This window comes from Emcibacter sp. (assembly GCF_048269205.1).
In the GTDB taxonomy this organism is placed as follows: domain Bacteria; phylum Pseudomonadota; class Alphaproteobacteria; order Sphingomonadales; family Emcibacteraceae; genus Emcibacter.
Genome location: NZ_JBLXJC010000003.1, coordinates 193521 through 209127 on the forward strand (window position 1 = coordinate 193521; position 15607 = coordinate 209127).

A 15607-nucleotide genomic window follows, 5' to 3' on the forward strand; every position below is an offset into this window, starting at 1 on the left:
TCACGGACAAGCGCTAAAACAATTATTCGCCTCTGCTGGCGCGCAACTCGAAGGTGACTTTCACATCAAGGCCCACCCACTGTCCGCTGGACCACATATTCTGACCAACTTCATAGTCTGAACGAACCAGAGTGAGACCGCCGATGGCAATGGCTTCGTCGCCGTTGATATCCATCCGGAACGGCAAGGTCACCTGTTTGCTGACCCCCCGGATTGTCAGGGTTCCCGCGGCCTCATAGTGATTGTGGTCGAGATGAGTGACCCTTGCAGACTTAAATATAGCCTTTGGGAAACGGCTCACATCAAACCAGTCCGCTCCGGGCAGGGCCTCGTTACGCTGCTTGTCGAAGGTATCGACGGAAGACATGTCAATTTCAACGTTTATGGCCGCTGTGGAGAGGTCTTCCGGATCAAGCGAAATATGCGCGGCCCAGCTTTCAAATATACCGGTGAAAGCGTTGCCGGTCTGAAGCCCGGAAAACCCGAGCCGGCTCTTGTCATAATCCACGATCCATTCCGCCGCCGACACCCTGACCGGCAGCAGCGCCATAAAAAGAAATGTCAGAAAGACACCCGTTACCTTTTTCACTGTTTTTTTCCTGATTCTTCCCGCGGTTTCACCACAGGCAACATATGACACAAAACATTGTCCCTGTTGATAAAATGATGTTTCAGTGCCGCTGCAACATGAAGCACCAGAAGAAACAACATGCCAAAAGCAAGGAGCTCATGCACTTCCTTGAGCATCCCTTCCACGGCCTTTTTGTCGGCTACTGTGGAAAAATACGGCAGATGCGGCCAGTCGATCGCGCCAAACAGCACCGTCGGCAGATTCCAGGGAGAGGCCGACACCATGGCCCAGCCGCTTAAAGGTATGCCTATCATCAGTCCGTAAAAGGCCCAGTGCGTCGCTTTCGCCGCAAACCGCTCCCAGTCCGGCATGTGACCCGGCAGGGATGGCGGCTTGTGGGTAAGCCGCCAGATGAGACGGACCAGGGAAAGAAACAACACTGTAACCCCGAACGACTTGTGCAGCTGGTATAGCTCGAACTTTTCGCTCATCCGTTCATCGGGCAGGCCGGTCATATAAAGACCCATGCCGACCATCCCGACGATCAACAAAGCGATCAGCCAGTGCAGCAGAATGGCAATGGTGCTGTAGCGTTCCGTCATGACTATGCGGACGGCATGAATTCCACTTCGATGGTCATGATGATTTCATCACCAACCATCGGCACCGCATACCCCACGCCAAAATCAGACCGCTTGAAGCTGCCGGTTGCGGAAAAACCAAGCATCGGCTGTCCGCTCATGGGGTGTTTAGCCGCTTTATTGAGGGTCACATCCAGCGTGACCGGTTTGGTCACCCCCTTGATGGTCAGGTCGCCGGTCATTTTGCCTTTGCCTTCACTTGTCTGTTCCAGCTTTGTCGCAACAAAAGTGATTTCCGGATATTTTCCAGCATCCAGAAACTTCGCGTCATTGGCCAGTTCCTCATCGAATTTCGGAAGGCCCGAATCAATGCTCTTTGGGTCGATGGTGACTTTCAGTTTGCTGCTTTCCGCATTGCCTGAATTGTAATGCAGGGTGGCATCAAAATTGCGGAACAGAATGATCGGATGCGACGCTCCCATATGGCTATAGGAGAACTGAAGATAGGCATGTTTTTTCTCAAGAATATAGATGCCGGACGGCACATCACTTGCCGCGGCACCGCTAAGTGTTGCCCCCGTCATGAGGATCATCGCCATAAAGCATAACGCCAGTTTTTTCATATCCATTCTCCTTTCGCTGACCTTTTAGTCAATCATGGTTAACGGCAACAGTATGTCTGTTTCCTTGCGATTAATAAAGACTATAAGTAAAACTGCATTGTTCCATTTATTTGAAAGAGTATGACAATCAAGAAACATTCATCCGGCAAATCATTGATGTTCCAGGGCACGGGGTCGGACGTGGGCAAGTCGCTGATGGTGGCAGGGCTTTGCCGCGTCTTCCATAACCGCGGCCTCACAGTGCGCCCCTTCAAGCCGCAGAATATGTCCAACAATGCGGCGGTGACGAAAGATGGAGGCGAGATCGGAAGGGCCCAGTGGCTTCAGGCCCGGGCCGCAAAGATCGAACCCACTGTGCATATGAACCCGGTGCTTCTTAAACCCCAGAGCGACGTGGGCGCCCAGATTGTGGTCCATGGCAAGATATACGGCACCGCCGGGGCCACAGACTATCAGACCCTGAAAGCCGACCTGCTCGCCGCCGTCATGGACAGTTATCGTCACCTGCAGACCGACGGCGACCTGGTGCTGGTGGAAGGAGCCGGCAGTCCGGCGGAAGTGAACCTGCGGGCCAACGACATCGCCAACATGGGTTTTGCCCGGGAAGCCGACTGCCCGGTGGTGCTAGTCGGGGACATTGACCGGGGCGGCGTGATCGCCAGCCTGGTGGGGACCGCCGAACTTCTGGAACCGGAAGACCGGGCCATGGTGTCGGGCTTCCTGATCAACAAGTTCCGCGGCGACCTCAGCCTGTTTGACGACGGCAACCGGATCATTGAGGAACGTACCGGCTGGCGCGGTTTCGGTACCCTGCCTTTCTGGCGCGATGCCGGCAGGCTTCCCGCCGAAGATGCCGTCGTTCTTAAGCAGGCCGCGGCCGGGGAAAAGAATAAAATCCATATTGCCGTACCGATGCTCAGCCGTATCTCCAACTTTGACGACTTCGACCCCCTGAAGGGGGAAGGTGACGTGTTGCTGGAATTTATTCCGCCAGGCCGGCCCCTGCCCCGCACCGCCGATGTAATCATCCTGCCCGGCACCAAATCAACCATCGCCGATCTGGAATTCCTGCGCACCCAGGGCTGGGACAGGGACATTGACGTCCATCTGCGCCATGGCGGGCGGGTGCTGGGTATTTGCGGCGGTTTCCAGATGCTGGGACGGGAACTCTCTGACCCGGAGGGACTCGAGGGTCCGGCCCGCAATTTGACGGGCCTTGGTCTGCTGGACATTGAAACCATCTTCACCAATGACAAAAAACTGGTGGAGGTCAAAGGAACCCATCTTCCCCTGAACAAGGCCATACACGGCTATGAGATACATATGGGCCGCACCAGCGGGCCGGATTGCGACCGGCCGCTGTTGCAGCTTGCAGGTGAGCCGGACGGCGCGCGCTCGAAAGACGGGCTGGTGGAAGGCTGTTACCTGCATGGCCTGTTTGCCGATGACGATTTCCGTACGGCCTGGCTTGGTGCACTCAGGGAAGACCGTACCGGCGGGACGAATTATCAGGGACAGGTGGATCGGCTACTGGATGGCCTTGCCGACCATATGGAGAACTGGCTCGATATCGACGGGTTACTGGCGGCCGCCCGCTAGGGCCATGAATTTTTCCATCATGGCGCGGAGAACAGGCCTCAGATCCCTGGCCAGATCATCCCGGAAGCCATAGGGCGGCTGCTCATCCATATAATTGACCTGGGATATTTCCATCTGCACCGCATGGATATGCCGTGAAGGGTCTCCATAGTGACGGGTGATATAGCCGCCCTTGAATCGGCCATTCATTACGGTTGAGTAATTACTTGTCTCACCGATATCCATCAAGGCATCCGCAATATTATCGGCACAGGCCGAGCCAGCCCCGGTACCGATATTCAGGTCCGGCAGGTGCCCGTCAAAAAATCTGGGGACCTGACTGCGAATGGAATGAGCATCCCACAGCAGGGCATATCCATATTCATTACGTATGCGTTCCAGTTCCTGTCCGAGCCGATCGTGATAAGGCCGCCAGTAAAGCCCGATCCGGGCTGAAATCTCTTCTGTCTCCGGCACAGCATTTTTATAAATGGGCAGATGATCAAAGGTACTTGTGGGACAGACTTCAGTCTCGCTTTGTCCGGGATAAAGGGCGCCACCTTCCGCATCCCGGTTGAGATCCACCACATATCGGCTGTAACGGGCTTTCAGGACCGGAAGTTCCATATCCTCCAGAAAGTCATAGAGCCGGTCCACATGCCAGTCCGTGTCAGGGACCTTCTGTGCCTGTTCCGTCATCTGCCCGGCAATTTCCCCGGGAATTTCCGTGCCCACATGGGGCATACTGACCAGAAGCGGGCCGGACCCGGGCGTGAAATGATAAAGCTCGTCCTCCATCAACGCCCCTCCGCCCCGGGCATCAGCCGTTGCGCCACCGCCGCAAAGTTCCCGGCCAGCACCATGCTCGTAATTTTTTCCAGATCCGGGGCAAAATGACGGTCCCGGTCATAAAAATCCACGGCTCCGCGGATTAGGTCATGATAAACCTGAAGCGCAGGTGAGGTCTTATAGGGCTGATGAAAGTCTATGCCCTGGGCCGCCGCCAGAAGCTCGATGCCCACGACCGTGGCCGCATTGACCGCCATCTCCCCGGTACGCCGGGCACCATAAGTGGCCATGCTGACATGATCCTCCTGATTGGCAGAGGTGGGCAGGCTGTCAACGCTGGACGGATGGGCCATGGTCTTATTTTCCGAGACCAGTGCCGCCGCCGTCACCTGGGCGATCATGAAACCGGAATTGAGGCCGCTGTCCTGCACCAGGAAGGCGGGCAGGCCGCTCATCTTCGGATCCACAAGAATGGCCGTGCGCCGCTCGGAAATGCTGGCAATTTCCGAGACCGCCATAGCCAGCATGTCGGCGGCGAAGGCCACCGGTTCCGCATGGAAATTACCACCCGAGATCACATCCCCCTCGCGGGAGAAAATCAGCGGATTGTCGGTCACCGCATTGGCTTCCCGGTAAAGCGTTTCCCCGGCCTGCCGCATCAGGTCGAGACAAGCGCCCATGACCTGGGGCTGGCAGCGCAAGCTGTAGGGGTCCTGCACCTTGGAACATTTTTCATGGGAAGCAAGAATACCGCTTCCCTCAAGCAACGGCTGGTAAAGGGTCGCCACATCCTGCTGACCCGCCTGTCTCCTGATCCGGTGGATGCGGTCATCAAAGGGCGCCACACTGCCTTTCAGGGCATCGACGGACATGGCCCCGGCCACAACCGCCGCACCAAAGACTTTCTCGATGTCAAAAAGCGCTTTAAGCGCCAGCGCCGTCGATACCTGGGTGCCGTTGAGGATCGCGAGTCCTTCCTTGGCCCCGAGCTGAAGCGGTTTCAGACCCGCCTTATCCAGCGCCACCGGCGCCGGCAGGCGTTCCCCGTCCAGACGGATGAACCCTTCGCCCAACAATGCCGCCGCATAATGGGCCAGCGGCGCCAGATCACCGGAGGCACCGACCGACCCCTTTTCCGGAATACAGGCAATGAGCCCGGCATTATGGAAGGCGATCAGATGTTCCACAAGTTCCCGCCGCACCCCGGAATAGCCCTGGGCAAGACTGGAAATTTTTAAAACCGAGATCAGCCGCACTACGTCGTCCGGCAGGTCTTTTCCCACACCGCAGCTATGGGACAGGACCAGGTTTCTTTGCAGGTCCTCAAGCTGATGCGGCGGGATGCCCGTATTGGCCAGAAGTCCGAAGCCGGTATTAATGCCGTAAGCGGTATCGTGATCGGCAATAATGCCCTCAACCACCGCGCGGGACCGTTCAATATCCTTCCAGGCGCCTTCAGAAAGTTCCAACCGGCAGGGGTCGGCGACCACCCGCCGAAGGTCGTTAAATCCCAGATTTCCCGGGGTAAGAGTGAGAGTTGACGTCATGGCTTCAGTCTCCCGTTCCGGTCAGCATGGGCAGCTTCAGGCCTTTCTCCCGGGCGCAGTCGATGGCGATCTCATACCCTGCATCCGCATGGCGCATCACGCCCGTAGCCGGATCGTTCCACAGTACCCGGCCGACTTTCTCCGCCGCCTCGTCCGTGCCGTCACACAGCACCACAACCCCGGAATGCTGGGAAAAGCCCATACCGACACCGCCGCCGTGATGCAGGCTGACCCAGGTTGCCCCGCTTGCCGTGTTGAGCAACGCATTCAACAACGGCCAGTCGGACACCGCATCGGAACCGTCCTTCATGGCCTCGGTTTCCCGATTGGGACTGGCGACGGACCCTGAATCCAGATGATCGCGGCCGATCACCACCGGGGCCGACAATTCGCCGTTTCTGACCATCTCGTTAAAGGCGAGGCCAAGCCGGTGCCGGTCACCAAGCCCAACCCAGCAGATTCGTGCCGGCAGGCCCTGAAACTGAATGCGCTCCCGCGCCATATCCAGCCAGTTGTGCAGCTGCGGATTGTCGGGGATCAGTTCCTTCACTTTCTGGTCTGTCTTGTAGATATCCTCTGGATTGCCGCTCAGCGCCGCCCAGCGGAACGGACCAACACCGCGGCAAAACAGCGGACGAACATAGGCCGGCACAAAACCCGGGAAGGCAAAGGCGTTATCCACCCCTTCCTCGAGCGCCATCTGGCGGATGTTGTTGCCATAGTCAAAGGTGGGGATACCCATGTCATGATAGGCCAGCATGGCCTGCACATGGATTGCCATGGACTTGCGAGCTTCGCGCTCCGTGGTCTTGGGGTCGCTCAGGCGCATCCGCTCCCACTGCTCCACGGTCCAGCCCAGCGGCAAATAACCGTTGACCGGGTCATGGGCAGAGGTCTGGTCGGTAACCGCATCGGGCTTAATGCCCCGCTTGACCATTTCCGGAATAATTTCCGCCGCATTGCCAAGCAGGCCCACGGACAGGGCCTTTCCTTCGGCACAGGCCTTGTTGATTTTCTCCATGGCCTCGTCCAGGGTTTCGGCGCGCTCGTCGAGATAACCGGTGCGCAGGCGGAAATCGATCCGGTCCGACTGGCATTCAATGGCCAGCATAGATGCGCCGGCCATGGTCGCCGCCATCGGTTGGGCTCCACCCATGCCGCCCAGGCCCGCCGTCAGGATCCATTTTCCGGAAAGACTGCCGTCATAGGACTGCCGCCCCATTTCAACAAAGGTTTCATAGGTGCCCTGGACAATGCCCTGGGAACCAATATAGATCCAGCTACCGGCGGTCATCTGGCCGTACATCATCAGGCCTTTTTTATCGAGCTCGTTGAAATGATCCCAGGTCGCCCAGTGGGGCACCAGATTGCTGTTGGCGATCAAGACCCGCGGCGCGCCTGCATGGGTGCGGAAAATGCCGACCGGTTTGCCGGACTGCACCAGCAGGGTTTCATCTGCCTCCAGGGATTTCAGGCTGTCCACGATACCGTCGAAACAATCCCAGTTGCGGGCCGCCTTGCCGATACCGCCGTAAACCACAAGTTCTTCCGGATGTTCCGCCACGTCCGGGTCCAGGTTGTTCATCAGCATCCTGAGCGGGGCTTCGGTCGCCCAGCTTTTGGCATTCAGGGTAGTGCCCGTCGGGGCCTTGATCAGTCTCGCGTTTTTTGCGTTCATTTTTCTATACCTGTCTATACAAGTTAAGTTATGCTATTTCCCCATCAGGTCCTTCTGACCGAAAGCTATACGGATTTAAGGTCTGAATTTACCTGACAATTCATATCGTGAGCCCGGATGCCAGAGCCGGGCAATGGTCACAACCCTGTCATTTGACCAGGTTCGACGTGCCACCCGAAGGCAGGGCTCGTCCTCACTCATCTCCAGATACCGCCGCGTAGACTCGTCCGGCATAACCGCCCGAACCACGTGTTCCGCCTTCAGCAAGGGGGCTTCGGACATGAGATATTCGTAGGGTGTTATTCGGCTGAAATCTTGGGCCATATAGCCCGGCACCACCTCCGGATTGACAAAGCGGTCCTCGAGCTGGATCGCCCGGCCTTGTTCAAAATGAACAATGCGGGAATGAAAGACCGGCGACCCCTTCTCCATTTCCATCCAGTTGGCGGTTTCCGTGCCGGCCCGCACCTCTTCCAGTTCCAGAACCCTGGCGCTGTACTCATGGCCGCGATCACGGATTTCATCAGCGATATTATGGATTTCCAGCGGATGGCTCTGGGCCTTGACCTCGGCAACAAATGTGCCCACACCGGCGACCCGTACCAGAACCCCTTCATCGGTCAGTTCCCGAAGCGCCCGGTTGGTGGTCATGCGCGACACGCCGAACAGTTTCACCAGTTCATTTTCCGACGGCACCCGGCTGCCCGGCGCCCAGTCACCGCCGGCAATCCGCTCCAGAATATGCTTTTTGATTTTCTGATATAGGGGTCCCACTTCATCCACCATTTTATGCATTGGTCACCTGATCTGCCAGCAGGCCATCCATCACCTGCCGGAAGTCTCTGTTGATGTCATCTTCCTGGGGATGCCGCCCGTCTTTGAGCACCCATTTGCCGCCCACCATAACGCCTTCAATCATCGGCTCACCAGAATTGAAAATAAAACCGTCGAGGAGTTGTTCGTCCGGAAGCCCGGCAAGCGTGAGATTATCTTCCTTCAGCACCATCAGGTCCGCGCGGTACCCCGGCGCAAGTTTACCAGTATGAAAACCACTGACTTTGGCTCCGCCTTCAAGGCAGGCATCAAACAGCCGACTGCCGCAATGAGGTGACTTTTTGTTGGCTGAAACTGTGCGCCGGCCTGCTTTCAGCCGCTGTCCATATTCCAGCCACCTGAGTTCCTCCCGCATATCCCGTGAAACATGACTGTCAGAGCCGATGGCGATTTGTCCACCACGTCCCAGATAAGTTTCCAGTGGAAACAGACCGTCGCCCAGATTGGCCTCTGTGGTGGGGCACAGGCCCGCCACCGCCCTGCTGTGCGCCAGAGCCCTGGCTTCCCCGTCATCCAGATGGGTGGCATGAACCAGACACCATTTTTCATTCAGCTCCACATGATCCATCAACAGCTCGACGGGTCGCCTGCCGCTATGTATCAGACAGTCTTCAACTTCCTTTTGCTGTTCCGCAATATGGATATGGCGGGGAGCGGTCGGCGCAAAATCCTCAAACTCCCGGATCACATCCACCGGCACTGCCCGAAGACTGTGGAAGGCCAGCCCAAGCGACTGGTTCGGCCCACATTCCTTTTCCAGAACCCGCCAGAAAGATTGATAACCATCGGGCGTATGCTGAAAGCGTTTCTGACCCTCAGACAAAGGCGCCCCTCCAAATCCACCAGCCATATAAAGTACCGGCAGGTGGCAGATGGCAATCCCCACATCCTCTGCCGCCCGCATCAGCGCCAGCGACATTTCCGCCGGATTGTCATAAGGCATGCCATCCTGATGATGATGCAGGTAATGGAACTCGCAGACGGCACCATAACCGCCCTTCAGCATTTCCAGATATAGCTGCCGGGCAATATGATAAAGACCCTCGGGGGTCATTTGTCCGGCACAGCGATACATCACCTCGCGCCAGGTCCAGAAACTGTCTTCCCGGCTTGAGGCATACTCCGCCCGACCGGCCATGGCCCGCTGAAACGCATGGGAATGCACATTGACCATGGGCGGCAGGACAAACCCTGCAATCTTTTCCACGTCCTCACGCCCGTCATAGGGATCGAGGCGCTGAATCAGACCGGCCGAATCCACCTCCAGCAGGAGATTGTCCTGCCAGTGGCCGTCCACATAAGCCTTACTGATCAAAAAGTTAGAAGTATCCGTCATTTTTCATTACCTGTATAGACAGGTTAAGTCTATGTGTTATAATGTGAAAGTCAACAATAATTCATTGGATGAAGCCATGCAGGACGAAATCTGGGAAAACTGCAACCTGGTCACCCTGGATCCGGCACAACAGGCCCCTTACGGCCTGATTGCCGATGGCGCCCTAGCTATCCGGGACGGCAAAATTACCTGGGTCGGCCGCCGGTCGGACCCGGCCTGTCCAAAGGACCTCCCCCGTCGCGACGGCGAGGGATTTTACCTGACACCCGGTTTCATCGACTGCCATACGCACCTGGTTTATGGCGGCAACCGGATCGATGAATTCGAGAAACGCCAGCAGGGCATGACTTATGCCGAGATTGCCAGAGCCGGCGGCGGTATCCTGTCCACGGTCCGGGCCACCCGGGACGCCAGCGAACAGGAACTCTATGACAAGGCCGCTACACGGCTCAGGAGGCTCACCCTTGGCGGTGTCACCTCCCTGGAAATAAAGTCCGGCTATGGTCTGGACCTTGAAAATGAACTGAAAATGCTCCGTGTGATCCGAAAACTGGACAGCAATTTCCCACAGGATATCCGGGCCACATTCCTGGGCGCCCATGCCCTGCCGCCGGAATATGCAGATAACCGGCAGGCCTATATCGATCTGATTTGCAACGATATGCTGCCCGCCATCGCCCGTGACAAGCTGGCCGACGCCGTCGACGGTTTTTGTGAAATCATCGGCTTCAGCGCCAGGGAAATGGAAAAGATTTTCGAAACGGCAAGTACCCTCGGTCTGGACCTGAAACTGCATGCGGAGCAGTTATCCGACTGCCGGGGTACAGAGCTTGCCGCACGCCATAAGGCGCTGTCGGCGGATCATCTGGAATATGTTGAGGAAGGGGCCGTAAAAGCCATGTCGGAAGCGGGCATGGCGGCCGTGCTGCTGCCCGGGGCCTTTTACTTCCTGAAAGAGGAGAAAAAACCACCCATCGAGCTGTTCCGTAAATACGGGGTGCCCATGGCGATTGCCACGGATCATAATCCCGGCTCCTCCCCCTGCCTGTCACTCCCCCTGATGATGAATATGGCGGCGATCCTGTTCGGACTCACACCGGAAGAATGCCTCAGGGGCGTCACCGTCAATGCGGCCCGGGCCCTCGGCCTTGATGACCGGGGCACCCTGACGGTGGGATCAACAGCGGATTTCGCCTTGTGGGATATCGATCACCCGGCCGCCTTTGCCTGTGAGTTCGGTAATCTACAGTGCCGTCGGCTGGTCAAGGACGGTCGGGAAATCCCCGCCCGACAGGATGTGAGCTAAAGAACTGCCGGAGCCTCCATGGTTTTTGCCAGTTCCAGCGCCTGTTTCAGGACTTCGGCATCCCCGACCTGGTTGGCCAGCACAATGATCAGCCGGGCATTGAGCTCCTGGCTTTCCTCATCGCCAAGACCCTCATGGGCCTGGATCAGGGCATGGTAAAAAGAATCGGGATCCTTGATATTAGCCTTCATGTTCAGGGTCATGACACTACTCCTTGCCTGTGGCCCGGTTAAGGGCGGCTTGAATTTTTGCAGGGTCGGCCTGTTTCCAGCGACCGGCAACATACTGATCGGGGCGGATCAGGTAAAATGAACCCGTTCCGGCATCGTAACGTTCGGCCACAAGACCGGTATCATCGACGATATCCACGCCCCGTGCGCCTTCGGGCCCAACCACCAGGGTTTTCACCGGGAAAGCCGCTGTAACATCCTCGCTGCATCCGTCGTCACCGACAAAATACAATCCGAGGAATTCAGTACCGAGCTGGATCTGCAGCCAGTCCCTGCCGTGATTAACCGGCGCGTCCAGCACCGGACAGCCGGGGGCAATTCCGCCCGTCCAATTGTCCTCGTCTTTGGTATTCAGCGAACTCTCCGGGAAGCTCACCGGTGTCGACAAACGGCCGGAATTTATCAGCGGGCGGGCGAAATCAAATTTCTCCGCCAGTTGCAGAACCGCATTGCGGAAGCTGCGGCTCGCCTCTGACTTGGGCGTGATAAAATCGGTGGAGCGGGTGGAATTGAGGATATTCTCGTCGGCTGTAATAACCTGTTCGTAGTTATAGCTTTCCAGGAGCGAGGCCGGAGCCTCACCCTTCAGCACCATATCCAGTTTCCAGACCAGGTTGTTCACATCAGCCACACCGCTGTTGGCGCCGCGGGCCCCGAAGGGGGAGACCAGATGGGCCGCATCACCGGCAAAGATCACCCGGTTGTGCAGGAAGCGGGCCATTCGGCGGCACTGGAAGGTATAGATGCTGCGCCATTCCCATTCGAACTCCACATCCTCGCCCAGCATGCCGTGAATGAAGGGTCTGACGTTTTCTTCCTTGATGGCTTCGGCCTTGTCCACATCCCAGCCGACCTGGAAATCCAGCCGCCAGACATCATCCGGTTGCTTGTGTAAAAGCGCACTCTGGCCCGGGAAGGTGGGCTCGAACCAGAACCAGCGTTCGGACGGCCGTTCCATCTGGAATTTGATGTCGGCAATCAGGAAATTGTCCTCAAATACCCGGCCTTCGAAATCGAGGCCCAGCATGGTGCGCACCGGTGACTTGTTGCCGTCACAGGCGATAAGATATTTGCAGTCGATTTCATAGGTCCCGTCCGGCGTTTCCACCGTGGCGGTTACCTTCTCGTCATCCTGTTCCAGCGCCACCAGCTGATTTTTCCAACGAATTTCCACATTGTCGAGACTTTCCAGCTCGTCAATCAGAAATTCTTCCAGATAATATTGCTGCAGGTTCACAAAACCCGGATTTTTCTGGTTCTTGACCGGCAGCATGTCGAATTCATAGATTGGATCGGGACGGTCGCCCCAGAAGACCTTGCCCACATTCCAGATCACGCTTTTGTCCATGACCCGCTCATTCACGCCAAGCCGGTCATAAACATCCAGCACCTGCTTGGCGAAACAGATCGCCTTGGAACCGTCAGCCAGAATGTCCATCTGGTTGAGGATGACAACATTATAGCCCCGGCGGGCCAGATCCAGCCCGGCTGTCAGGCCGATGGGGCCACCGCCGACCACCAGGACCTCAAGCTCTTCCCGACCGCCCTGATCAAGGACGGCGGGACGCCGGTAGGTATATTGCTTGCGGACAGGTATCCCCGCCTGCGAAACAGGCTGAATTTTCGCAGTCATCAAAGTCTCCCTTGTTTTTCTTTTAACTAGTCCTGCAGCTGGTCCCAGACCTCCAGGTCACGCTCGGCGGTCCAGATACGCGGCCAGTCTATGCCGTCGAACTCGTCCCACAGGCGCTGCACATCAAAGGGCAGGCAGTGTTCGAAAATGGGCCAGTGGCCGAATTTCGGCGCCAGCGCTTCATGGGTGGCCTGGAAAGCCTCCTTCAGGCTGCCGCCGCGTTTGTGCACCTCACCCACCTTGTCGATCATGGTTTTGAGAAATTCACGGGTCTGTTCCACGGCCGCATCACAGGCCTCGCGTCCTTTCGGAATGGTGCCGCGTCCGCCCATGATGGCTTCGGCGCCGTAAGATTTAATCTTGTCCAGAGTGCCGCTGGCCCAGTCCATATGGAAGGCATCACCGGTATAAAGGGCGGCTTCCGCCTCGATCAGATCACCAGCAAACAGGATTTTGTGTTTCGGCAACCAGGCGACGATGTCACCGGCGGTATGGCCGCGACCACAATATTCCAGCACAAGCTGGCCCCGATCGCCGCCAAGATCGATTTCCAGACGATCATTAAAGATGATATCCGGATGTGTCAGGCCGGGAATGCTGTCCGGGTCCTTGAACAGGCGAGGCATACGGCCATATTCGCTGTCCCAGTCTTCCTTACCGCGCTCGTCAATTAGGAATTTGGTTTTTTCATGGGCGATGATGCTTTCCGCCTCAAAAGCGGCCGCGCCGAGAACCCGCACCGCGTGATAATGGGACAGCACCAGATATTTGATTGGCTTGTCTGTATGTTCGCGTAATTGCTTGAGCCAGGCCTGGGCTGCAACCGGGGTTGCCCGGGCTTCAAAAGCGACAATGAAATCTTCGCCTTCAATGGCGCCCACGTTGGGATCGCCCTCGGCGGTCAGGGCATAAACGCCGTCTGCCAGTATTTCCAGTTTTTCGACTTTTTCGCCAAGATCGGCCGAGGATGCAAAAGCTTTTGCCATAAGTATTTTCCCTGATTTGTACAGAATTCATTCCAGTCTGAAGAAAGTATACTGTAGCACAGCTGGCGCTGTCTGTCCCCATACCGGGGGACAGCCGCACAGGCGATATAGTGTTGAGAATCCCAATGAAATGCGCATATATTATGGACAATTCAACGCCCTTTCCGTTATTATAACGGCATGGATAAGACAGATGAGAAACTGCTGGAACTTCTGCGGCTGGACAGCCGGGAACCGACCGCCTCGCTGGCCCGCAAGCTGGGCCTGTCACGTTCCACGGTGCAGGATCGCATAAACCGGCTGGTGGAAAAGAAAATCATTTCCGGCTTCACGATCAAGTTTCATGAGGAATACCGCCAGCAACAGATCACCGCTCATGTAATGATCTGTATAAACCAGCGCCATGCGGCAAACGCCATCATTCAGATGAAGAAAATGGCCCGCATCCGCAGCCTGCATGTGGTCAGCGGCTCCTATGACATGATCGCCGTCATCAAGGCCCCGACCATGGGTGAGATTGATGAGACCCTGGACGACATCAACGCCATCGACGGCGTGGAAAAAACAACCACCTCCCTGGTGCTGAGCACCAAGATTGACCGGTAGGCCGCTATTCGATCGGCAAGCCGTGCATTTTCAGGAAGCTGAGTTTGTCCCAATAGCCGCGCTGAAATTTGATCAGCCCGCCCTCGATCTGGAAGAATCCGCAGCCGCGCAGGCCCAATGGATCACGCCACTCCAGGATCGCCCAGTCGCCGTCTTCGAAAATATTTTCCACGATACAGGTCATGTCGACAGCAGCGAACTCTTCCTCGAACATCTGCCCGATGGCGAGCCGGCCCACCACTTCCTCATTGGCCACCTGATGATTGATGGCTTCTTCCTGATAAAGACCGACCAGCCGCTCCACATCAGCGGCATTGAAGGCCTCCACCCACTGGATCACCAGTTCCTTAGGGGTCATGATCTTTCCTTTCCTGCCTGCAAACAGGAAAAATAGCACCGGCCTGTGACGCTTTGGTGAAAAGGGGCCGGCGCACCAGCAGAACATGAGACAAATCGTTACGAAAGGAGAATAAAACAATATCCACCGTCACCGCCGGGTGGGGATGGTCATATATATAGGGCATTCACTTTATGCCCAGTCCGGAGACGGAAAAGCCTGGTAGGCGGCGCGCAGAGCCTCTGACCATCGGGATGACAGGTCCTTGAAATAGGGGTCATCCTCCTTGATCCTGACCTTGACCCCCACCTTAAGCTCGTCTTTCCGGTAAATCACCAGATCCAGCGGAAAGCCCACCGTCAGATTGGAACGGATCGTGGAATCCATGGACAACAGCGCAAGCTTTGTCCCTTCCGTCAGAGAGGTTCCCCCATAGTCCAGCGCCCGGTCAAGGATCGGTTTGCCGTATTTATGTTCCCCGATCTGCAGGAAGGGTGTGTCCTCCGTGGCGTTAATGAAATTCCCGGCGGCATAAACCTGGAACAGGCGCATGCCGCGCCCCCTGATCTGGCCACCAAGCAGGAAAGACGCGGAAAAGGTTGTGTTTTGCGCCTCCATCGCTTCTGCATCTTCAATGTAAACCTGGCGTACCGCCTGACCCACAAGCCGGGCCGCCTTGAACATGGTGGGTACATTATACATCGTGTGGATGTCGCCGTCAGGATGTTCTTCAGGCACCAGTCCTTCCTCGATAAGGGCGACCACGGCCTGGGTCACCGCAAGATTGCCGGCGGACATCATCGTGATGGTCCGCTCGCCGGGGTTTTCCCAAATGAATGTTTTGGAATAGGTGGAAATATTGTCGACACCCGCATTGGTGCGGGTGTCCGCAAGCATTACAAGGCCTTCTTCAAGATAAAGTCCCACGCAATATGTCATTTCGGTCTTCTCACGCTATCCGGCAGTCCCATC

At 56.7% G+C, this 15607-nt stretch carries 16 protein-coding genes; 3 read left to right on the plus strand and 13 right to left on the minus strand.

Translation table 11 applies throughout. From position 1 onward, the window contains the following. Positions 1-22: 22 nt before the first annotated feature. From ACN0YD_RS13220 to ACN0YD_RS13230, 3 genes are read right to left on the minus strand one after another with little or no spacing between them, the layout of a single operon-like run. Positions 23-589, minus strand: a complete 567-nt coding sequence (locus ACN0YD_RS13220; RefSeq protein ID WP_417320531.1) for a YceI family protein — start codon at positions 587-589, stop codon at positions 23-25. Next, positions 586-1173, minus strand: coding sequence for a cytochrome b (locus ACN0YD_RS13225; RefSeq protein ID WP_417320533.1), 588 nt, complete (start codon positions 1171-1173; stop codon positions 586-588). The genes ACN0YD_RS13220 and ACN0YD_RS13225 overlap by 4 nt, the downstream gene beginning before the upstream one ends. Positions 1174-1175: 2 nt before the next feature. Continuing rightward, positions 1176-1775 (minus strand): YceI family protein, encoded by a 600-nt coding sequence (locus ACN0YD_RS13230; RefSeq protein ID WP_417320535.1) that lies wholly within the window; start codon positions 1773-1775, stop codon positions 1176-1178. Between the two features lie 120 nt (positions 1776-1895). Here ACN0YD_RS13230 and ACN0YD_RS13235 point away from each other — a divergent pair, with 120 nt between their 5' ends. After that, a complete protein-coding gene (locus ACN0YD_RS13235; RefSeq protein ID WP_417320537.1) occupies positions 1896-3374 on the plus strand; it encodes a cobyric acid synthase in 1479 nt (492 codons plus the stop codon). Here ACN0YD_RS13235 and hutG read toward each other — a convergent pair. The 5 genes from hutG to ACN0YD_RS13260 all read right to left on the minus strand — a co-directional run bounded on the left by hutG (position 3354) and on the right by ACN0YD_RS13260 (position 9537). Then, positions 3354-4151, minus strand: a complete 798-nt coding sequence (hutG, locus tag ACN0YD_RS13240) for an N-formylglutamate deformylase (protein WP_417320539.1) — start codon at positions 4149-4151, stop codon at positions 3354-3356. The two genes, ACN0YD_RS13235 and hutG, sit on opposite strands and share 21 nt — an antisense overlap. Then, complete coding sequence (gene hutH / locus ACN0YD_RS13245; RefSeq protein WP_417320541.1) at positions 4151-5689, minus strand: histidine ammonia-lyase; 1539 nt, start codon at positions 5687-5689, stop codon at positions 4151-4153. The genes hutG and hutH overlap by 1 nt, the downstream gene beginning before the upstream one ends. Before the next feature lie 4 nt (positions 5690-5693). Then, a complete protein-coding gene (gene hutU, locus ACN0YD_RS13250) occupies positions 5694-7367 on the minus strand; it encodes a urocanate hydratase (protein ID WP_417320543.1) in 1674 nt (557 codons plus the stop codon). 75 nt (positions 7368-7442) lie between these two features. After that, positions 7443-8162, minus strand: coding sequence for a histidine utilization repressor (gene hutC, locus ACN0YD_RS13255; RefSeq protein WP_417320545.1), 720 nt, complete (start codon positions 8160-8162; stop codon positions 7443-7445). Beyond that, positions 8155-9537 carry a formimidoylglutamate deiminase gene (locus ACN0YD_RS13260; protein WP_417320547.1) on the minus strand — a complete coding sequence of 461 codons (1383 nt, stop codon included), beginning with the start codon at positions 9535-9537 and terminating at the stop codon, positions 8155-8157. The genes hutC and ACN0YD_RS13260 overlap by 8 nt, the downstream gene beginning before the upstream one ends. A 76-nt stretch (positions 9538-9613) precedes the next feature. Here ACN0YD_RS13260 and hutI point away from each other — a divergent pair, with 76 nt between their 5' ends. Beyond that, the gene (gene hutI / locus ACN0YD_RS13265; protein WP_417320549.1) at positions 9614-10843 is read left to right on the plus strand and encodes an imidazolonepropionase; all 1230 of its coding nucleotides are present in this window, start codon (positions 9614-9616) and stop codon (positions 10841-10843) included. Here the strand turns inward: hutI and ACN0YD_RS13270 are convergent. The 3 genes from ACN0YD_RS13270 to ACN0YD_RS13280 are packed head-to-tail and all read right to left on the minus strand — an operon-like array spanning position 10840 to position 13692. Then, positions 10840-11046 carry a DUF2783 domain-containing protein gene (locus tag ACN0YD_RS13270; RefSeq protein ID WP_417320551.1) on the minus strand — a complete coding sequence of 69 codons (207 nt, stop codon included), beginning with the start codon at positions 11044-11046 and terminating at the stop codon, positions 10840-10842. The two genes, hutI and ACN0YD_RS13270, sit on opposite strands and share 4 nt — an antisense overlap. A 4-nt stretch (positions 11047-11050) precedes the next feature. Next, a complete protein-coding gene (locus ACN0YD_RS13275; protein WP_417320553.1) occupies positions 11051-12706 on the minus strand; it encodes an FAD-dependent oxidoreductase in 1656 nt (551 codons plus the stop codon). 26 nt (positions 12707-12732) lie between these two features. Further along, complete coding sequence (locus ACN0YD_RS13280; RefSeq protein WP_417320555.1) at positions 12733-13692, minus strand: MBL fold metallo-hydrolase; 960 nt, start codon at positions 13690-13692, stop codon at positions 12733-12735. Positions 13693-13872: 180 nt separating this feature from the next. Between ACN0YD_RS13280 and ACN0YD_RS13285 the strand changes: the two genes are divergently transcribed. Continuing rightward, positions 13873-14298 (plus strand): Lrp/AsnC family transcriptional regulator, encoded by a 426-nt coding sequence (locus ACN0YD_RS13285; RefSeq protein WP_417320557.1) that lies wholly within the window; start codon positions 13873-13875, stop codon positions 14296-14298. Between the two features lie 4 nt (positions 14299-14302). Here the strand turns inward: ACN0YD_RS13285 and ACN0YD_RS13290 are convergent, their stop codons facing one another. Both ACN0YD_RS13290 and ACN0YD_RS13295 read right to left on the minus strand, forming a co-directional pair. Then, positions 14303-14656 (minus strand): nuclear transport factor 2 family protein, encoded by a 354-nt coding sequence (locus tag ACN0YD_RS13290; RefSeq protein WP_417320559.1) that lies wholly within the window; start codon positions 14654-14656, stop codon positions 14303-14305. Positions 14657-14827: 171 nt separating this feature from the next. Next, entirely contained in the window at positions 14828-15574 is a 747-nt protein-coding gene (locus ACN0YD_RS13295) for a peptidase (RefSeq protein WP_417320561.1), read from the minus strand. Positions 15575-15607: the final 33 nt, after the last annotated feature.

Coding starts and splice junctions, on each gene's coding strand:
- ACN0YD_RS13225 (WP_417320533.1), bottom strand. CDS start 1,173: ATGACGGAACGCTACAGCACCATTGCCATTCTGCTGCACTGGCTGATC.
- ACN0YD_RS13230 (WP_417320535.1), bottom strand. CDS start 1,775: ATGAAAAAACTGGCGTTATGCTTTATGGCGATGATCCTCATGACGGGG.
- ACN0YD_RS13235 (WP_417320537.1), top strand. CDS start 1,896: ATGACAATCAAGAAACATTCATCCGGCAAATCATTGATGTTCCAGGGC.
- hutG (WP_417320539.1), bottom strand. CDS start 4,151: ATGGAGGACGAGCTTTATCATTTCACGCCCGGGTCCGGCCCGCTTCTG.
- hutH (WP_417320541.1), bottom strand. CDS start 5,689: ATGACGTCAACTCTCACTCTTACCCCGGGAAATCTGGGATTTAACGAC.
- hutU (WP_417320543.1), bottom strand. CDS start 7,367: ATGAACGCAAAAAACGCGAGACTGATCAAGGCCCCGACGGGCACTACC.
- hutC (WP_417320545.1), bottom strand. CDS start 8,162: ATGCATAAAATGGTGGATGAAGTGGGACCCCTATATCAGAAAATCAAA.
- ACN0YD_RS13260 (WP_417320547.1), bottom strand. CDS start 9,537: ATGACGGATACTTCTAACTTTTTGATCAGTAAGGCTTATGTGGACGGC.
- hutI (WP_417320549.1), top strand. CDS start 9,614: ATGCAGGACGAAATCTGGGAAAACTGCAACCTGGTCACCCTGGATCCG.
- ACN0YD_RS13270 (WP_417320551.1), bottom strand. CDS start 11,046: ATGACCCTGAACATGAAGGCTAATATCAAGGATCCCGATTCTTTTTAC.
- ACN0YD_RS13275 (WP_417320553.1), bottom strand. CDS start 12,706: ATGACTGCGAAAATTCAGCCTGTTTCGCAGGCGGGGATACCTGTCCGC.
- ACN0YD_RS13280 (WP_417320555.1), bottom strand. CDS start 13,692: ATGGCAAAAGCTTTTGCATCCTCGGCCGATCTTGGCGAAAAAGTCGAA.
- ACN0YD_RS13285 (WP_417320557.1), top strand. CDS start 13,873: ATGGATAAGACAGATGAGAAACTGCTGGAACTTCTGCGGCTGGACAGC.
- ACN0YD_RS13290 (WP_417320559.1), bottom strand. CDS start 14,656: ATGACCCCTAAGGAACTGGTGATCCAGTGGGTGGAGGCCTTCAATGCC.
- ACN0YD_RS13295 (WP_417320561.1), bottom strand. CDS start 15,574: ATGACATATTGCGTGGGACTTTATCTTGAAGAAGGCCTTGTAATGCTT.